Origin of the sequence: Streptomyces sp. NRRL F-6492, assembly GCF_001280125.1 — a bacterium.
In the GTDB taxonomy this organism is placed as follows: domain Bacteria; phylum Actinomycetota; class Actinomycetes; order Streptomycetales; family Streptomycetaceae; genus Streptomyces.
This window is the reverse complement of record NZ_LGEG01000219.1, coordinates 48,211-64,970: the sequence shown is the minus strand read 5'-3', so window position 1 is coordinate 64,970 and position 16,760 is coordinate 48,211. Positions and strand designations below refer to the sequence as shown.

Here is a 16,760-nt window from a genome sequence, read left to right as displayed (position 1 = left end):
CTCGACGAGGGTGATGAGCGCGCTCTTGGCGTCGGCGCGGTGGCGGGCGTCGGTGGTGATGATGGGGGTGTCGGGGCCGATCTGGAGGGCCTCGCGGACCTCCTCCGGCTGGTAGGGCTGGCTGCCGTCGAAGCCGTTGAGGGCGATGACGAACGGAAGGCCCGAGTTCTCGAAGTAGTCGACCGCGGGGAAACAGTCGGCGAGACGGCGGGTGTCGACGAGGACGACGGCGCCGATGGCACCCCGCACCAGGTCGTCCCACATGAACCAGAAGCGGTCCTGGCCCGGCGTGCCGAACAGGTACAGGATCAGGTCCTGGTCGAGCGTGATGCGGCCGAAGTCCATGGCCACGGTCGTCGTCGTCTTGCCACCCGTGTGGGTGAGGTCGTCGATGCCCGCCGAGGCGGACGTCATCACGGCCTCGGTACGCAGCGGGTTGATCTCCGAGACGGCGCCGACGAACGTGGTCTTGCCCACGCCGAAGCCACCCGCCACCACGATCTTCGCGCTGGTGGTCGACCGGGCCGCACCGCCGCTAGAGCTTGCGAAGTCCACTGAGCACCCTTTCGAGCAGAGTCACGTCCGGCGTGCCGCCGGTCTCTCCGTTGCCCGGCTGGTGGATCGCCACCATGCCGGCCTCCGCCAGGTCGGCGACGAGGATCCTGGCGACGCCGAGCGGCATCGACAGGAGGGCCGACACCTCGGCCACCGACTTGACCTCGCGGCACAGGTGGCAGATCCGCTGGTGCTCGGGGAGCAGCGTGGCGAGGTGCGCCGGGTCGGCCGTGGTGCTGACCAGCGCCTCGATGGCGAGCTGGTAGCGCGGCCGGGTCCGGCCGCCGGTCATCGCGTACGGACGCACCAGCGGCTGGTCGCCCTCGTGACCGTACTCGTCGACTGAGGCGCCGTACGGATCGTGAGAGGCGGGGGGCGGGGTCATGGATCCTCCGGGCGTGACAGCAAGACTTCTGCCGTCTGATGGGGCCGGTGGGGGGCCGGGTGGGGCGGCCGGACGGTGAACGGTTTCCAGGGCGGTACGGAGGGGCGTACCGCCCTGTCGGTCATTCGGTGCGGGGATGGGGTCTCCGGGTGCGGAACCCGCTAGTGCAGCAGGCTGCCCTGGAGCTCCGCGCGGAGGTCCGGGGTGAGCACGCTGCCGGCCCGGTCGACCAGCAGCGTCATCTCGTAGCCCACGAGGCCGATGTCGCACTCGGGGTGGGCGAGCACGGCCAGCGAGGAGCCGTCCGAGACCTGCATGAGGAAGAGGAAGCCGCGCTCCATCTCCACGACGGTCTGCGCGACCGGACCGCCCTCGAAGATCCGGGACGCGCCCGCGGTCAGCGAGGTCAGTCCGGACGCGACCGCCGCCAGCTGGTCGGCGCGGTCGCGGGGGAATCCTTCGGACATGGCCAGCAGGAGTCCGTCGGCGGAGACCACCACCGTGTGCGACACCCCGGGGGTGTTGTCCACGAAATTGGTGATCAACCAGTTCAGATTCTGCGCCGCCTGGCTCATCGCGTTCAACTAACGCTCCTGCTGATGGTTCGGACCGAGGTGGTGATTACCCGTGGTCGAGTTACCGGCCTGACGGCCCTGTTGAATGCCGCGGCGCAGATTGGTGAGCCGGCCGCGGACGTCGTCGGGTGCACGCGAGACCTGGGGGCCGGCCGTGTGGGCCTGCTCCTGCGCGGTCCCGGGCACGAGGTTGGCCTTCGGCACGCGCCGGGGGAGGCCCGAGGTGGTGACGCCGCCGGCCGCGGGCTTGCGGACCCGCTCGGCCTGGCGCACCAGCTCGTCGTTGGGCGAGGTCCGCCAGGCGGCCCCGCCGTTCTGGCGGCCGCCGTCGGCGCCCTGGTCGCCGCCCTGACGGGGGGCCGGGGCGGACGGGTGCGGCACGACCGGGACCTGCGCGGTCTGCGCCGGGTCCTGGGATTGGGCCTGCTGGGCCGCCTGGTCCTGGTGGAACCAGTTGGTCTCCAGGTTGTCGTACAGCGGCGTGCGGCCGTCGCCCGCGCCGCTCGCCGGCGGCAGCGCCTCCGGACGGCGCGGCTGCTGGAGCTGCGGCTGCTGCGGCTGCTGACGGCCCGGCTCGGCCTGACGCGGGGCGCCGAAGTCGTTCCCGCCGGTCCGCTGACGCGGCGCCGGGGGCTGCGGGGCCTGCGGCTGCGCCTGCGGTACGAAGGGCTGCCGGCCGAACTGCTGCTGCTGGCCGCCCTGGTACCCCTGCGGGGCCTGCGGCTGCTGGGGCGCCTGCTGCTGCGGGGCCTGCTGGCCGCCGAAGTCGGGGCGCGGGAACTGGCCGGTGGAGCCGGGACCCTGCGGAGCGCCGAAGTCCGGGCGCGGGAACTGCGCCGTCGACGCCGGGTCCTGCGCACCGCCCTGGTACCCCTGCGGGACCTGGGGCTGCTGCGGCTGCTGCTGGTGGGGCGCCTGCTGCTGCGGGGCCTGCTGGCCGCCGAAGTCGGGGCGCGGGAACTGGCCCGTGGAGCCGGGACCCTGCGGAGCCGCGTACCGGCCCGCCTCCGGGTCCTCGTGACCGCGCGGGGCGTCCAGCGGGGACATCTCCTGCTGCGGACGGCGCACCGGCTGCTGCGGGGCCTGCTCGTTGCCCCAGCTCGCGGCCTGCGGACGCTGCTGCTGCGGCGGGGTGCCGCCAGGCAGCTCGGCGCGCGGGAAGTCGTACCCGCCCTGCGGCGCCTGCTGCTGCGCGCCGGGACCGGCCTGCGGGGCGCCCTGGTTGCCCTGGTTGCCCCACACGTCCGTGCGGGAGGGGATGGCGCTCGCGGCGCCGCCGATGAGGCCGCCGCCGCCCGGGCGCGGGGCCTCGGGGGCCTGGGGCGCCTGCGGCTGCCGGCCGGTCTGCTCCAGCTGCGCGTTCTGCGGCTGCGGGGTGCGGGACTGCGGCGCGCCCTGCGGGCCGCCGGCGAGCGGGGCGCCGTCACGGGCGGGCAGCGCGGCCCGGGAACCGCCCGCGCCGACCTGGCCGCGCGGGGCGCCGGTGCCGAGGCGTCCGGCCGCCTGGGACGGCGCGCCGCCCTGGCCCGGACGTCCGCCGGGACCGCCGGCCGCGCCGGGGCCGCCGGGCAGTCGGCCGCCCGGGGCGGAGGCGCCCGGAGGCATCGCGCCCTGGCCGCCCGCGCCCGGCTTGGGCATGGGCTTCTTGCCGCCCTGGGCGACGTCGACGGGGAGCATGACGAGCGCGGTGGTGCCGCCCGAGTCGGAGGGGCGCAGCTGGATGCGGATGCCGTGTCGCAGGGACAGGCGGCCGACCACGAACAGACCCATGCGGCGGGAGACCGAGACGTCCACGGTGGGCGGCGAGGCGAGCCGCTCGTTGATCGCCGCCAGGTCCTCGGGGGAGAGGCCGATGCCGGTGTCGTGGATCTCGACGAGCACCCGGCCGTCGGGCAGCGCGTGACCGGTGACCCGGACCTTGGTCTGCGGCGAGGAGAACGAGGTGGCGTTCTCCAGCAGCTCGGCGAGGAGGTGCACGAGGTCGTTGACGACCCGGCCGGCGACCTCGGTCGCCGGGACCGCGGCCAGTTCGATGCGCTCGTACTGCTCCACCTCGGAGGCGGCGGCGCGGAGCACGTCGACCAGCGGGACCGGACGGGTCCAGCGGCGGCCCGGCTCCTCACCGGCGAGGACGAGGAGGTTCTCACCGTTACGCCGCATGCGGGTGGCGAGGTGGTCGAGCTTGAAGAGCGAGGAGAGCTGGTCCGGGTCGGCCTCGCGGGACTCCAGTTCGGAGATGAGCGAGAGCTGACGCTGGATGAGGCCCTGGGAGCGGCGCGAGAGGTTGGTGAACATCGCGTTGACGTTGCCCCGGAGGAGGGCCTGCTCGGCGGCGAGGCGGACGGCCTCGCGGTGCACGTCGTCGAAGGCCGCGGCCACCTGGCCGATCTCGTCCCGGGAGTGCACGCCGACGGACTCGACGGAGGTGTCGACGTCCTGCGGGTCGGACTCGGAGAGCTGCTTGACGAGCTCGGGCAGGCGTTCCTGGGCGACCTTGGTCGCGGTGTCCTGGAGGCGGCGCAGCGAGCGGATCATGGACCGGGCCACGACGAAGGCGCCGACGAGCGAGACGCCGAGGACGAGCAGGATCAGCGCACCGTTGATGATGGCCTCGCGCTGCGACTCCTGCCGCAGCTCACGGGCCATGGACTCCATCTGGCCGAGCAGACCGGCCTCGATGACGTTCATCGCGGCGATCTTGGTGCCGTACTCGTCGGTGAAGTTCAGATGGCCGCGCCGGGGGCCGTTCTGCATCATGTTTTCCGAGCCGAGCACGCGCTCGGCGTACTTGTCGGCCGCGGTGATCGACGGGTTGCCCCGGGTCAGGGTCGCGGTCAGCTCGTCGGCGTCGCCACCGGTCGACTTGTAGATCGCCTGGAAGGACTTGAGCTCGACGTTCTCACTGTTGAGCGCGGCCTCGCCGTACAGCCGGTCGCCCTGCTCGATCTTGCCGCGCGCCCTGTCGTTCGGGGGCAGCGCCGCCGCGATGATCGCCTGCTGGATGGAGGCGTACTCCTTGGCGGACGAGAACGCGGCGAGCGCGCGGGTCCGCTTGATCATCTCGGGGTTGCTGGTCGCCTGCGCCATGTCCTGGGACAGGCTCAGGAGCGAGCGGATGAGACGGCTGTACGCCTCGACCGTCACCGAGTTGGAGACGTCCTTCTTGTACGCGCTGCCCCGGATGGAGTGGAGCTCGGTGACCTGCGAGGCGATCTGGCTGACGTTCTGCCGGATGCTGCGCAGCGCCTCGTCGCCCTCGGTGGAGGGGATCTCCTCGGTGGCGGCGAGGAAGGCCTTGTACTCCAGGTCCGTCTTCCGGCGCGGGTTGGCGACCTGGTAGTCGCTGACCGGGCGGCCGTTGGCCAGCGGGCCGGCGGAGTGGTCGCGCTCGGCCTGGAGGGCCTTGGCGAGGTCCGTCGCCTCACGGGTCAGCTTGGTGAGCAGCTGCATGTGGTCGAGCTGCTCCATGTCCTGGAGCGACTCGTTGATGCGGATGCCGCCCAGGGCGGTCGCGGCGACCACGGGCAGGGTGAGGAGCGCGACCAGACGCGTGGAGATGCGCCAGTTGCGAAGAGCTATTCGGGAGCCGACCTCGTTCTCGGCCTTGGGCGCCGGAGCGGACGCCTCGGACGGCGCGGCCGCGGCGCCCGCGCGACGGCCGCCGTCACCGCCCTCGCCGGACGGACCCTGACCCTGGTTCGGGGTGTGCGAGGCCGAGGGACCGCGGTCGGCCCCGGCACGCGGTTCCTGCTCCGCCGGAGCATCCGCTCGGCCCTGACGGGCCTGGGCGGACCCGGAGCCATCCCTCTTGAAACGTCCCTGCACTAGCGTCGCAACCTCTGGACCAGGCGCCCTTCCGGATGAACGGAGAGGGCGGTGTCGGTGTCGATCGGGGTGTGTGGAGCACCCCAGGTGGTCGTCGGTGACCGGCGCAGTTCCCCCTTCGTCCCGCCACTCGGCCGGCGCTTCGTTGCGCCTCTGCGCGCCGGCTTGAAACCCGCGGCGGTGCGGGAATTCCAGCACAGTGCAGGATCTCCAACAAGGGCCGCGTGTCGCGCCGGGAAGGGTATGACAACGTGTGCCCGAGGTGTCACCCCATGTAGAAGATGATCTCGGAGGAAACGGACTTTTCTGCGCCAATGGCCCGGCATCCCCGTGCGTCCCAGTCGACATGATCAGGAGCGGAATAGAGCATTCAGTGGCGTAATGTCCCTTTCCGGGACGCCCGGTTGCTGTCCGTAATGCCTGGAATATACCGTCGTTGGTGAGCAAACTCACACGCCGATCGATGTCTTAGCCATGCATTCGAAGGGGATCCCATGTTTAGCCTGACGTTTTACGACCCCTACGCGCCCGCACGGGCGCCCGTCCCGGAACAAGGTCTGATCACCGCGATGAACAAGACGACGCTCCGCACCACGGCCAACCCCCGCCGCTCCACCCTCGTCCACCTCCAGGACGCCGCGCAGCTCGGCCGGGGCGCCCAGCCGGAGTACGCGGCCGAGCTGCCCGGCCGGACGGCCAACCCGCGCCGCACCGTCCTCATGCAGCCCCCGGCCCCGTACGAGCCCGCCCCGTACGCCACGGTCGCCGGCTAGGACCCGCCCGGCGGGCCGAGGACGCGCCGCCCCCCCGGGGGGTCCGCTCCCACCGGCCCGCGCGCCCGTACGTCGCCGTCCGGCGGCCCCCCGCCGCGTTAGCCTGGAGCGTCAGACTCCAGCCAGTACCAAGTGAGGGGCGACAGCACGCGTGCGCATCGCCAGATTCTCCATCGACGGCAACGTCGCCTTCGGCGCCGTCGAGGGCGAGGGGACCGTCGAGTCCGGCGGCCTCGTCCTCGACATCATCAAGGGCATCCCGTACACCGACTTCGAACTCAGCGGCACCAAGGTCCCGCTGAGCAAGGTACGGCTCCTGCCGCCCGTGCTCCCCAACAAGGTCGTGGCCATCGGCCGCAACTACGCCGAGCACGCCGCCGAACTCGGCAACGAGGTCCCCGACGTCCCCGTCGCCTTCTTCAAGCCCACCACCTCGGTGATCGGCTCCGGCGACGCCATCGAGTACCCCTCCTTCTCCGACGAGCTGCACCACGAGGCCGAACTGGCCGTGGTGATCGGCCGCATGTGCCGCGAGGTCCCCCGCGAACGCGTCCAGGACGTGATCTTCGGCTACACCTGCGCCAACGACGTCACCGCCCGCGACGCCCAGAAGCGCGAGAAGCAGTGGGCCCGCGCCAAGGGCTTCGACACCTCCTGCCCGCTGGGCCCCTGGGTCGAGACCGGGCTGGGCCTCGCGCAGGCCGGGGACCTGACCGTCCAGGCCACGGTCAACGGCGAACAGCGCCAGCTCGGGCGCACGAGCGACATGATCCGCTCCATCGAGGACCTGGTCGTCCACATCACCGAGGCCATGACGCTGCTCCCCGGCGATGTCATCCTCACCGGCACCCCGGCCGGGGTCGGCCCCCTCAACGTCGGCGACGAGGTCGCCGTCACCATCGAAGGCATCGGCACTCTCACCAATAAGGTGATCAAGCGTGGCTAACGCGAACTCCCCCAAGCTCTCGACTCCGCTCGAGCAGGGGGTACCCCCCCGCGTCCGTTTCTGTCCCTCGCCGACCGGCAACCCCCACGTGGGTCTGGTCCGCACCGCCCTCTTCAACTGGGCCTTCGCCCGGCACAACCAGGGCACCATGGTCTTCCGCATCGAGGACACCGACGCGGCGCGCGACTCCGAGGAGTCGTACCAGCAGCTGCTCGACTCGCTGCGCTGGCTCGGCCTCGACTGGGACGAGGGCCCGGAGATCGGCGGCCCGCACGCGCCGTACCGCCAGTCGCAGCGGATGGACATCTACAAGGACGTCGCCGACAAGCTGCTCGCCGCCGGCCGCGCGTACCCCTGCTACTGCACCACCGAGGAGCTCGACGAGCGCCGCGAGGCCGCCCGCGCCGCCGGCCGCCCCTCCGGCTACGACGGCCACTGCCGCGACCTCACCGACGAGCAGAAGGCCGCGTACGAGGCCGAGGGCCGCACGTCGATCGTCCGCTTCCGGATGCCCGACGAGCCGATCACCTTCACCGACCTGGTCCGCGGCGAGCTCACCTTCACCCCGGAGAACGTGCCGGACTACGGCATCCTCCGGGCCAACGGCGCCCCGCTCTACACCCTGGTCAACCCGGTCGACGACGCCCTGATGGAGATCACCCACGTCCTGCGCGGCGAGGACCTGCTCTCCTCCACCCCGCGCCAGATCGCGCTCTACGAGGCGCTGATCGAGCTGGGCGTCGCCAAGGAGATCCCCGCCTTCGGCCACCTGCCGTACGTGATGGGCGAGGGCAACAAGAAGCTCTCCAAGCGCGACCCGCAGGCCTCCCTCAACCTCTACCGGGAGCGCGGCTTCCTCCCCGAGGGCCTGCTGAACTACCTCTCCCTGCTCGGCTGGTCCTTCTCCGCCGACCAGGACCTCTTCACCGTCCCCGAGATGGTGGAGAGGTTCGACATCGCCGACGTCAACGCCAACCCGGCCCGCTTCGACCTCAAGAAGGCCGAGTCGATCAACGCCGACCACATCCGCAGGCTGGACGTGAAGGCGTTCGCCGAGGCCTGCGAGCCCTGGCTGAGCGCCCCGCACGCCCCCTGGGCGCCGGAGGACTTCGACCGGGCCGCCTGGGACGCCATCGCGCCGCACGCCCAGACCCGCGTCACCGTCCTCTCGGACATCACGGCCAACGTCGACTTCCTCTTCCTGGACGAGCCGGTCTTCGACCAGGCCTCATGGGACAAGGCGATGAAGGGCGAGCCCGCCGCGCTCCTCACCACCGCCCGGGAGAAGCTCGCCGGCGCCGACTGGAGCGACCCCGAGTCCCTCAAGAACGCCGTCCTGGCCGCCGGCGAGGCCCACGGCCTCAAGCTCGGCAAGGCCCAGGCCCCGGTCCGCGTGGCGGTCACCGGCCGCACGATCGGCCTGCCGCTCTTCGAGTCCCTGGAGATCCTGGGCGAGGAGAAGACCCTGGCCCGCATCGACGCGGCCCTGGCGAAGCTCGCCGCCTAGGCACCGCTCGTACGACGCCGGAGGGCGGCGGCCGGAGAACGGCCGCCGCCCTCCGGCGTGTCCGGGCGCCGGGGCTCAGCCCTCGGAGACGATCCTCCGGGCCGCCGCCAGCTTCCGGACGTGCCGGTCGCGCAGCTCCTCCAGGACCGCGGACTCCGGGGCGATCATCCGCCGCTGGATCTCCGACTCCGCGCCGAACCACGTCTCCAGGAGACCGGTGCTCCGCTTGCAGGCGACGTCCGTTCCGGCGGTCGCCCGCTCCTCGGCCGTGACGGGCCCTTCGAGGTATTTCCCCAGCGGCTCCAGCGGGGACGCGTAGGAATATCCGGACTCCGCCATGCAGGCGGACCACTTTTCGAGCACGGCCCGCACCTTCGGATCGGCCAGGGATTCCCGGTGGCTCCGCGTCGCTATCCGGCTCGCCGCCTCGGCTCCCGCGGGATGTTCGTACCCCTTGCGGAAATCCTCCATGGCCTGCCCGAGGCAGCCTTTCTCCGGAATGATTTTCCCGTCGTGTTCGAGCTTTCCCGTCCTGCCCCGGGCGCCCTGCCGTCCGTACAGGACGAGAATCTCCGTCGCGCCGAGCCGTTCGTCCGCCGGAGGCAGGGTGGGGGCCGGTGGCACGCGATAGCCGAACCGGTCGGCACCGCTTTTCTCGGCCAGACCGTAACGCCGGTCCACGGACGGGGGCGGGGGAACGGGGGCCGGCGGCCGGTAGGAGAGGGAATAGCGGGCCATGCACCGTTTCGCCAGCACGTGCTCGGCGGATTGGACAAGGGCGTATTCGGCCTCGGTATAGCTGTAACGGGCCATGGGCAGCCGGAAGGTGTACGCGCTCTCGGCGGCGGGAGCGGCGGGAGCGGCGGGAGCGGCGGGAGCGGTGCCGGGCGTGGCGGGGGAGTGCGTGCCCGTCCCGGTGGTGCCTCCCGTCGTCGGGGCGGACGGCGCGGGCCGCTCGGCGGCGGAGCACCCGACCAGGGCGGCGCAGAGGACGAGCGCGGCCGGCGCCGGACGTCGCATCCCCGTCAGTTGAACTTGTAGCAGTTGACCCCGGACCGGCCGAAACCGAGCGAGGCGTTCTCGTTGTACGTGTTCCGGAGCTGCTTGGCCGTGGCGTGCGGCTCGAAGCTGTCGCACGGGCCGCTGTAGTTGCTGTTGAAGAAGACCGTGGTGATCTGGAAGCTTCCGTTGTAGAACGAGGCGGCGTTGTTCTTCACCGACTGGCCCTTGCCGTTTCCGGGGCCCAGGAACTTGTAGGGGGCGAGGTCGGGAATGCTGCCCTGCTGGCCCTTCAAGCCGGTGAAGACGATGTGGGAGCCGCTCGTGTTGCTGTTGAAGTAGAAGGCCCCGCAATTGTCGTAGTAGTTGTCGCAGTAAAGCCCGGTATCGGCCTGGGCGGGCGCGGCACCGAAACCGATGACGACTACGGCGGGGATTGCCATGGAGGCGGACCGGCGGAGCAGGCTCATCTTTTCTCCCCTTGAACAATGGGTGGCTGGCAGGGCGGAAGGATCCTATCCGAGCCGTTCCGGGCAGCGTCAAGGTCGCCTTTCACGCCGGGATGCGGAATTTCAAATTCCGGGTGCAATGGAATGTTTGGTCTCATTCCATGCCGTTCGGGTACGGTGAATGCCATGGTTATCCGGGCGGTCCTCTGGGACATCGACGACACGATCTTCGACTACGCCACGGCCGACACGGCCGGCATGCGCGGCCACCTCGCGGCCGAGGGGCTCCTCGACGGGTTCGGCACGGTGGAGGCGGCCCTCGACCGGTGGCGGGAGCTCACCACCCTCCACTGGCGCCGCTTCGAAAGGGAGGGCGGCGACTTCCTGGACCAGCGGCGCGACCGGGTCCGCGACTTCCTCGGCAGGCCGGAGCTCACCCCCGCCGAGGCCGACGCCTGGTTCGACCGGTACGTCGTCCACTACGAGGCGGCCTGGGCGCTCTTCCCCGACACCGTGCCCGTGCTCGACCTGCTGGCCCGTGACTACCGTCACGCGGTCCTGTCGAACTCCAGCATCCGCAACCAGGAGCGCAAGCTGCGGGTCCTGGGCGTCCGGGACCGCTTCGAGGCCGTCCTGTGCGCCGCGGAGCTCGGCGTGGCCAAGCCCGCCCCGGAGGCCTTCCACGCCGCCTGCACCGCCCTCGGCCTGCCCCCGCACCAGGTGGCGTACGTCGGGGACCAGCCGGACATCGACGCCCGGGGCGCGGCGGAGGCGGGGCTCCTGGGCGTCTGGCTGGACCGCGCGGGCACCGGCGGCCGGCCCGAGCTGGAGCGGATCACGGAGCTGAGCCAGCTCCCGGACCTGCTGCGCGGGGCTACCCGTTTTGGAGCGCGGTCCACCTTCGGGTAATGTTCTTCCTGCGCCGAGGGGAGCAAGCCGAAAGGCAAGAACCCGGAAAGCGCAAGCCGAGCAGGATCCCCCTGGTGGGGAGGCTGCCCCGGTGGCCTATGGTGTAATTGGCAGCACGACGGTTTCTGGTTCCGTTAGTCTTGGTTCGAGTCCAGGTAGGCCAGCTCGCAGAGCTTTATCTGCAATCCGCGGATCTGATCCGCAAGGCCCCCGTTGTGTAGCGGCCTAGCACGCCGCCCTCTCAAGGCGGTAGCGCCGGTTCGAATCCGGTCGGGGGTACAGATCCATCCTGTAGATCACTTGGGTAGCTCCCGGTGGATCTGCGGTGACATCACCCGGCTCCGGCCGGGTGGGATCGCTAGGGCCCCCGTTGTGTAGCGGCCTAGCACGCCGCCCTCTCAAGGCGGTAGCGCCGGTTCGAATCCGGTCGGGGGTACGGTGCAACCACCATGGCCTATGGTGTAATTGGCAACACTACGGTTTCTGGTACCGTCATTCTTGGTTCGAGTCCAGGTAGGCCAGCTCGCAGAGCTCATCTGCACCGCGGATCCGATCCGCAAGGCCCCCGTTGTGTAGCGGCCTAGCACGCCGCCCTCTCAAGGCGGTAGCGCCGGTTCGAATCCGGTCGGGGGTACAAGACGAAGAAGCCCTTCCCTTCGGGGGAGGGCTTCTTCGTCGTTCCCGACGGCACGCACAACTCCGGCCCACCGCTGCGGCGTTGAAGCGGTGGGCCGGGACGAACAGGAGGAACGGAGCGCGTCAGCCGTTGCGGCGGAGCGCCTCGGAGAGGCGGGCGGCGGCGTCGATGATCGCCTGGGCGTGCATGCGGCCCGGGTGGCGCGTCAGGCGCTCGATGGGGCCCGAGACCGACACGGCGGCCACCACGCGGTTCGAGGGGCCGCGCACGGGCGCGGAGACGGACGCGACGCCCGGCTCCCGCTCGCCGATCGACTGGGCCCAGCCGCGGCGCCGTACGCCCGACAGGGCCGTCGCCGTGAAGCGGGCGCCCTGGAGGCCGCGGTGCAGCCGCTCGGGCTCCTCCCAGGCCATCAGGATCTGCGCCGACGAACCGGCCTTCATCGTCAGCGTCGAGCCGACCGGGACCGTGTCCCGGAGGCCCGAGAGCCGCTCGGCCGCCGCCACGCAGATGCGCATGTCGCCCTGGCGCCGGTAGAGCTGGGCGCTCTCGCCGGTGACGTCGCGCAGATGCGTGAGCACCGGACCCGCGGTCGCGAGGAGGCGGTCCTCGCCGGCCGCGGCGGCGAGCTCCGCGAGGCGCGGTCCGAGGATGAACCGGCCCTGCATGTCACGCGCCACCATCCGGTGGTGTTCCAGTGCCACGGCGAGACGATGTGCCGTGGGTCGTGCGAGTCCCGTCGCCGCGACCAGTCCTGCGAGGGTGGCCGGACCGGACTCCAGGGCGCTCAGGACAAGGGCTGCCTTGTCGAGAACGCCTACGCCGCTAGAGTTGTCCATGCAACGATATTCGCGTCTCACTCTGTGAAACGCAAGTTCAATTTCCCGAGGAACTTGTCACTCTGGTGGGGCGGCCGCACAACGGCCCGCGAAACGGGTCTCTAGTTGTGCCGGCGCAGACGCCGGCCGGAGGGAAAGCGATGGGTAGGACACTCGCGGAGAAGGTCTGGGACGACCACGTCGTCCGGCGCGCCGAGGGCGAACCCGACCTCCTCTTCATCGATCTGCACCTGCTGCACGAGGTGACCAGCCCGCAGGCCTTCGACGGCCTCCGCCAGAACGGCCGCCAGGTGCGGCGCCTGGACCTCACCATCGCCACCGAGGACCACAACACCCCGACCCTCGACATCGACAAGCCGATCGCCGACCCCGTCTCCCGCGCCCAGCTGGAGACCCTCCGCAAGAACTGTGCCGAGTTCGGCGTCCGGCTGCACCCGCTGGGCGACGTCGAGCAGGGCGTCGTCCACGTCGTGGGCCCCCAGCTGGGTCTGACCCAGCCCGGCACCACCGTCGTCTGCGGCGACTCCCACACCTCCACGCACGGCGCCTTCGGCGCGCTGGCGTTCGGCATCGGCACCAGCCAGGTCGAGCACGTCCTCGCCACCCAGACGCTGCCCCTCGCCCGTCCGAAGACCATGGCCATCACGGTCGACGGCGAACTGCCCGAGGACGTCACCGCCAAGGACCTGATCCTGGCGATCATCACGAAGATCGGCACCGGCGGCGGCCAGGGCTACATCCTGGAGTACCGCGGCTCCGCCATCGAGAAGCTCTCGATGGAGGCCCGGATGACCATCTGCAACATGTCCATCGAGGCCGGCGCCCGCGCGGGCATGATCGCCCCCGACGAGACCACCTTCGCCTATCTGAAGGGCCGCGCCCACGCCCCCGAGGGCGAGGACTGGGACGCCGCCGTCGCGTACTGGAGGACCCTGAGGTCCGACGAGGACGCGGTCTTCGACGCCGAGGTCGTCGTCGACGCCGCCTCCCTGGCGCCGTTCGTCACCTGGGGCACCAACCCCGGCCAGGGCGCCCCGCTTTCGGCGAACGTCCCCGACCCGGCTTCGTACGAAGACGCTTCGGAGCGCCTCGCCGCCGAAAAGGCCCTGGAGTACATGGGGTTGACCGCCGGGCAGCCGCTGCGCGACATCAAGGTCGACACCGTCTTCGTAGGCTCCTGCACCAACGGCCGCATCGAGGACCTGCGCAACGCCGCCGGCCTGCTCCAGGGCCGCAGGGTCGCCGACGGGGTCCGGATGCTGGTCGTCCCCGGCTCCGTCCGGGTCGCCCTCCAGGCCGTCGAGGAGGGTCTGGACAAGGTCTTCAAGGAGGCCGGCGCCGAATGGCGGCACGCGGGCTGCTCGATGTGCCTGGGCATGAACCCCGACCAACTGGCCCCCGGCGAGCGCTCCGCGTCCACCTCCAACCGCAACTTCGAGGGCCGGCAGGGCAAGGGCGGCCGGACCCACCTGGTCTCGCCCCAGGTCGCCGCCGCCACCGCCGTACTGGGCCATCTGGCCTCCCCGGCCGATCTGTCCGACGTCGCCACTCCCGCGGGGGTCTGAGGAGCCATGGAAGCTTTCACCACGCACACCGGCCGGGCCGTCCCGCTGCGCCGCAGCAACGTCGACACCGACCAGATCATCCCCGCGCACTGGCTGAAGAAGGTCACCCGCGACGGCTTCGAGGACGGCCTCTTCGAGGCCTGGCGCAAGGACTCCGACTTCGTCCTCAACCGCCCCGAGCGGCAGGGCGCCACGGTCCTGGTCGCCGGCCCCGACTTCGGCACCGGCTCCTCCCGCGAGCACGCCGTCTGGGCGCTCCAGAACTACGGCTTCCAGGCCGTGATCTCCGCCCGCTTCGCCGACATCTTCCGCGGCAACTCGCTGAAGAACGGCCTGCTGACCGTCGTCCTCCCGCAGGAGACGGTGGACGCGCTCTGGGAGCTGACCGAGGCCGACCCGACCGCCGAGGTCACCGTCGACCTGGAGCGCCGCAAGGTCCTGGCCGCCGGGATCGACGCCGACTTCGAACTCGACGAGAACGCCCGCTGGCGCCTCCTGAACGGACTCGACGACATCAGCCTCACCCTTCAGAACGAAGGCGACATCGCGGCCTACGAGGCGGCCAGGCCCTCCTTCAAACCCCGTACAATTACGGTCTGAGCAGCGCTTTTCCAAGACTGCGCCCCCCACCTTCCGGTGGGGGGCGCAGTCGCTTGTTGGGCCCCTGTCGGGCGACAACTCGCCCTAGATGGCACAATCGGTGCATGGAACGCGACAGCCAACTCGAGCTCTACGAGGCAGTCGCCGCCCGATTGAAGGAAGCGCACACAAGGGTGCGCTCACTGCAAGTCCCGGAGGGCGTAAGGATGGCGCTGTCCCGGAAGCTGCTGGTCGTGACGGCCGCGGCGAAGCACGATCTCAAGGACGCGGCGGCGCGTCTGGACCGGTTGATGAAGGACCTCAACGAGGGCCGATTCCCAGAGGACGACTGACACCAGGAACTCCGCAACGGCTCTTCAGCGTTGCGGCACTAGGGTGATTAGACCGTTTCGTGTTTGATTTGCGGTATATACATGCCTAACGTGCGAAAAAGCTTGAACACTTTCGTTCTGGCAATGTCTCCGAAGGGGAAGACGTGAACAAGGCGCAGCTCGTAGAAGCGATTGCCGACAAGATGGGCGGTCGCCAGCAGGCCGCCGAAGCCGTCGACCACGTGCTCGACGCCATCGTGCGCGCCGTGGTCGGCGGCGACCGGGTCTCCGTCACGGGTTTCGGCTCGTTCGAGAAGGTCGACCGGCCGGCCCGCTACGCCCGCAACCCGCAGACGGGTGAGCGGGTCCGCGTGAAGAAGACCTCCGTCCCCCGCTTCCGCGCAGGTCAGGGCTTCAAGGACCTGGTCAGCGGCTCGAAGAAGCTCCCCAAGGGCGGCGAGGTCTCCGTCAAGAAGGCCCCCAAGGGCAGCCTCACCGGCGGCGCCTCCGCGACCGTGAAGAAGGCCGCCGCCAAGAGGGCCACCACCGCCAAGAAGGCCGCCGCGAAGAAGGCGACCCCGGCGAAGAAGACCACCGCGACCGTCGCCAAGAAGACGGCGCCCGCGAAGACCACCACGGCCGCCGCCAAGAAGGCGACCCCGGCGAAGAAGACCGCGACCACCGCCGCGGCCAAGAAGACCTCCGCCGCCGCGAAGAAGACCACCACGGCCGCCGCGGCCAAGAAGACCAGCGCGGCGAAGAAGACCGCGCCGGCCGCGAAGAAGGCCACGGCGACGAAGGCGCCCGCCAAGAAGACGACGGCGCGCAAGACCACCGCCAAGAAGACCGCCGCCAAGAAGTAGGACGTGCGGGAACGATCCGCCGGGCCGGGCTCCCCTCGGGGAGCCCGGCCCGCGGCGCGTCCGGAGGCCCCCGGGCCCCTCAGAAGGTCTGGAGCGTCACGAGCGTGATCCGCGGACCGGCCCCCGGGCCGCCCGGCTCCGTCTCGATCCGTACGCGCTGTCCCGGCCGCAGCAACAGCAGCCCGCCCGCCTCGAAGGCCTGCGCCCCGAACTCCACCGGGGTGCCGTCGTCGAGCAGCACGCTGCCGCTGCGGGTCTCGGGGTCGTACGTGAACGCGGTCGCCTGCATGGACCGCAGCCTATCCGGCCGCCGGCAGCCACCGGGCGGCCGTCCGCGGGCCGAGCCCCAGCTCCCGGGCCGCCGCCAGATCCTCCCCGGTGTCCACGTCCCGGCGTACGGAATCCACCCCCGCGAGCCGGATTTCCACCGCCCCCGACGACAAATGCCGCAGCCTCGACGCCCCCCCGAATGCCGGTGCCAATTCCACCCCCGGAGCGGCCGAGAGGAATGTCGTACCGATTTCGGCGGCGTCCGCGAGAAATGCCCTCGGAAATGCCAGGGCCGCGTCCAGGACCCGGGCCAGGTCCGCCGGGCGCAGCGCGGGGAGGTCCGCGTTGAGCGCCGCCACGCGCGCGTGCGGCCGCCGTGCCCGCACGGCCCGCGCCCCGTGCGCGAGCGCCGCGTTGAGCCCCGCCGCCGGGACGTCCGGCACGATCCGCGCGCCCAGCGCCGCGAGGGCCCGGGCGGCCGCGGGATCGTCGGTGACGACCACCGCCTCCCGCACCCGCGCGCAGTCCAGCACCGCCCCCACGGTGTCCTCGGCGAACGCGAGCGCGAGCCGGGGACGCAGCCCCGCCCCCGCCGCCGCGGCCAGCCTGCTCTTCGCCAGGGCAAGGGGCTTCAGGGGTACGACGAGGGACCAGCCGTCGTCCGCATCGGTGTTCATCGCGGACCATTCTGTCCCGCCCACGCGGCCCGCCGGAGGGGCCGGGGCGTACGGTGTCCTCGACAGACCAGGAGC

The 16,760-nt window shown here is 71.2% G+C and carries 17 protein-coding genes and 5 tRNA genes; 13 read left to right on the top strand and 9 right to left on the bottom strand.

What is annotated here, in order from left to right; genetic code table 11:
- From ADL08_RS19305 to ADL08_RS19290, 4 genes are all read right to left on the bottom strand, one after another.
- A partial coding sequence (locus ADL08_RS19305; protein ID WP_078967996.1) for a GTP-binding protein occupies nucleotides 1-555 on the bottom strand: 555 nt, incomplete at its 3' end.
- Nucleotides 536-940, bottom strand: coding sequence for a DUF742 domain-containing protein (locus tag ADL08_RS19300; RefSeq protein WP_017235980.1), 405 nt, complete (start codon nucleotides 938-940; stop codon nucleotides 536-538). The genes ADL08_RS19305 and ADL08_RS19300, both read right to left, overlap by 20 nt.
- Before the next feature lie 161 nt (nucleotides 941-1,101).
- Nucleotides 1,102-1,515 (bottom strand): roadblock/LC7 domain-containing protein, encoded by a 414-nt coding sequence (locus tag ADL08_RS19295; RefSeq protein ID WP_053644606.1) that lies wholly within the window; start codon nucleotides 1,513-1,515, stop codon nucleotides 1,102-1,104.
- A gap of 9 nt (nucleotides 1,516-1,524) precedes the next feature.
- Nucleotides 1,525-5,340 carry a nitrate- and nitrite sensing domain-containing protein gene (locus ADL08_RS19290; protein WP_053644596.1) on the bottom strand — a complete coding sequence of 1,272 codons (3,816 nt, stop codon included), beginning with the start codon at nucleotides 5,338-5,340 and terminating at the stop codon, nucleotides 1,525-1,527.
- Nucleotides 5,341-5,909: 569 nt separating this feature from the next.
- Between ADL08_RS19290 and ADL08_RS19285 the strand changes: the two genes are divergently transcribed.
- The 3 genes from ADL08_RS19285 to gltX all read left to right on the top strand — a co-directional run bounded on the left by ADL08_RS19285 (nucleotide 5,910) and on the right by gltX (nucleotide 8,566).
- Complete coding sequence (locus ADL08_RS19285) at nucleotides 5,910-6,113, top strand: hypothetical protein (RefSeq protein ID WP_053644592.1); 204 nt, start codon at nucleotides 5,910-5,912, stop codon at nucleotides 6,111-6,113.
- Between the two features lie 151 nt (nucleotides 6,114-6,264).
- Nucleotides 6,265-7,059, top strand: a complete 795-nt coding sequence (locus ADL08_RS19280; RefSeq protein ID WP_053644590.1) for a fumarylacetoacetate hydrolase family protein — start codon at nucleotides 6,265-6,267, stop codon at nucleotides 7,057-7,059.
- Complete coding sequence (gene gltX / locus ADL08_RS19275) at nucleotides 7,052-8,566, top strand: glutamate--tRNA ligase (protein ID WP_053644588.1); 1,515 nt, start codon at nucleotides 7,052-7,054, stop codon at nucleotides 8,564-8,566. Before ADL08_RS19280 ends, gltX begins: the two co-directional genes overlap by 8 nt.
- A 75-nt stretch (nucleotides 8,567-8,641) precedes the next feature.
- On the opposite strand, the gene ADL08_RS19270 is transcribed toward gltX, so the two are convergent.
- Nucleotides 8,642-9,586 carry a hypothetical protein gene (locus ADL08_RS19270; protein WP_053644587.1) on the bottom strand — a complete coding sequence of 315 codons (945 nt, stop codon included), beginning with the start codon at nucleotides 9,584-9,586 and terminating at the stop codon, nucleotides 8,642-8,644.
- 5 nt (nucleotides 9,587-9,591) lie between these two features.
- Nucleotides 9,592-10,035: a peptidase inhibitor family I36 protein gene (locus ADL08_RS19265; protein ID WP_053644583.1), complete on the bottom strand. Its 444-nt coding sequence runs from the start codon at nucleotides 10,033-10,035 to the stop codon at nucleotides 9,592-9,594.
- Between the two features lie 165 nt (nucleotides 10,036-10,200).
- Here ADL08_RS19265 and ADL08_RS19260 point away from each other — a divergent pair, with 165 nt between their 5' ends.
- From ADL08_RS19260 to ADL08_RS19235, 6 genes are all read left to right on the top strand, one after another.
- Complete coding sequence (locus ADL08_RS19260; RefSeq protein ID WP_053644581.1) at nucleotides 10,201-10,923, top strand: HAD family hydrolase; 723 nt, start codon at nucleotides 10,201-10,203, stop codon at nucleotides 10,921-10,923.
- 92 nt (nucleotides 10,924-11,015) lie between these two features.
- Nucleotides 11,016-11,087 (top strand) — tRNA-Gln (locus tag ADL08_RS19255).
- A gap of 42 nt (nucleotides 11,088-11,129) precedes the next feature.
- Nucleotides 11,130-11,202: transfer RNA gene (locus ADL08_RS19250), tRNA-Glu, on the top strand.
- Nucleotides 11,203-11,286: 84 nt separating this feature from the next.
- Nucleotides 11,287-11,359 (top strand) — tRNA-Glu (locus ADL08_RS19245).
- Between the two features lie 14 nt (nucleotides 11,360-11,373).
- Nucleotides 11,374-11,445 (top strand) — tRNA-Gln (locus ADL08_RS19240).
- 39 nt (nucleotides 11,446-11,484) lie between these two features.
- A tRNA-Glu gene (locus tag ADL08_RS19235) sits at nucleotides 11,485-11,557 on the top strand.
- Between the two features lie 125 nt (nucleotides 11,558-11,682).
- Here the strand turns inward: ADL08_RS19235 and ndgR are convergent.
- Nucleotides 11,683-12,399, bottom strand: coding sequence for an IclR family transcriptional regulator NdgR (gene ndgR, locus ADL08_RS19230; RefSeq protein ID WP_053644579.1), 717 nt, complete (start codon nucleotides 12,397-12,399; stop codon nucleotides 11,683-11,685).
- A 140-nt stretch (nucleotides 12,400-12,539) separates the two neighbouring features.
- Between ndgR and leuC the strand changes: the two genes are divergently transcribed.
- The 4 genes from leuC (at nucleotide 12,540) to ADL08_RS19210 (ending at nucleotide 15,738) form a co-directional block, all read left to right on the top strand.
- Complete coding sequence (gene leuC / locus ADL08_RS19225) at nucleotides 12,540-13,964, top strand: 3-isopropylmalate dehydratase large subunit (protein ID WP_053644577.1); 1,425 nt, start codon at nucleotides 12,540-12,542, stop codon at nucleotides 13,962-13,964.
- Between the two features lie 6 nt (nucleotides 13,965-13,970).
- Entirely contained in the window at nucleotides 13,971-14,564 is a 594-nt protein-coding gene (leuD, locus tag ADL08_RS19220; RefSeq protein ID WP_053644575.1) for a 3-isopropylmalate dehydratase small subunit, read from the top strand.
- Between the two features lie 104 nt (nucleotides 14,565-14,668).
- Nucleotides 14,669-14,896 (top strand): hypothetical protein, encoded by a 228-nt coding sequence (locus tag ADL08_RS19215; RefSeq protein ID WP_053644571.1) that lies wholly within the window; start codon nucleotides 14,669-14,671, stop codon nucleotides 14,894-14,896.
- Nucleotides 14,897-15,039: 143 nt separating this feature from the next.
- Nucleotides 15,040-15,738: an HU family DNA-binding protein gene (locus ADL08_RS19210; RefSeq protein ID WP_053644569.1), complete on the top strand. Its 699-nt coding sequence runs from the start codon at nucleotides 15,040-15,042 to the stop codon at nucleotides 15,736-15,738.
- 79 nt (nucleotides 15,739-15,817) lie between these two features.
- On the opposite strand, the gene ADL08_RS19205 is transcribed toward ADL08_RS19210, so the two are convergent.
- Together ADL08_RS19205 and cofC are read right to left on the bottom strand one after the other, a co-directional pair.
- Entirely contained in the window at nucleotides 15,818-16,027 is a 210-nt protein-coding gene (locus ADL08_RS19205; RefSeq protein ID WP_053644568.1) for a hypothetical protein, read from the bottom strand.
- Nucleotides 16,028-16,037: 10 nt separating this feature from the next.
- Complete coding sequence (gene cofC, locus ADL08_RS19200) at nucleotides 16,038-16,685, bottom strand: 2-phospho-L-lactate guanylyltransferase (RefSeq protein WP_053644565.1); 648 nt, start codon at nucleotides 16,683-16,685, stop codon at nucleotides 16,038-16,040.
- Nucleotides 16,686-16,760: the final 75 nt, after the last annotated feature.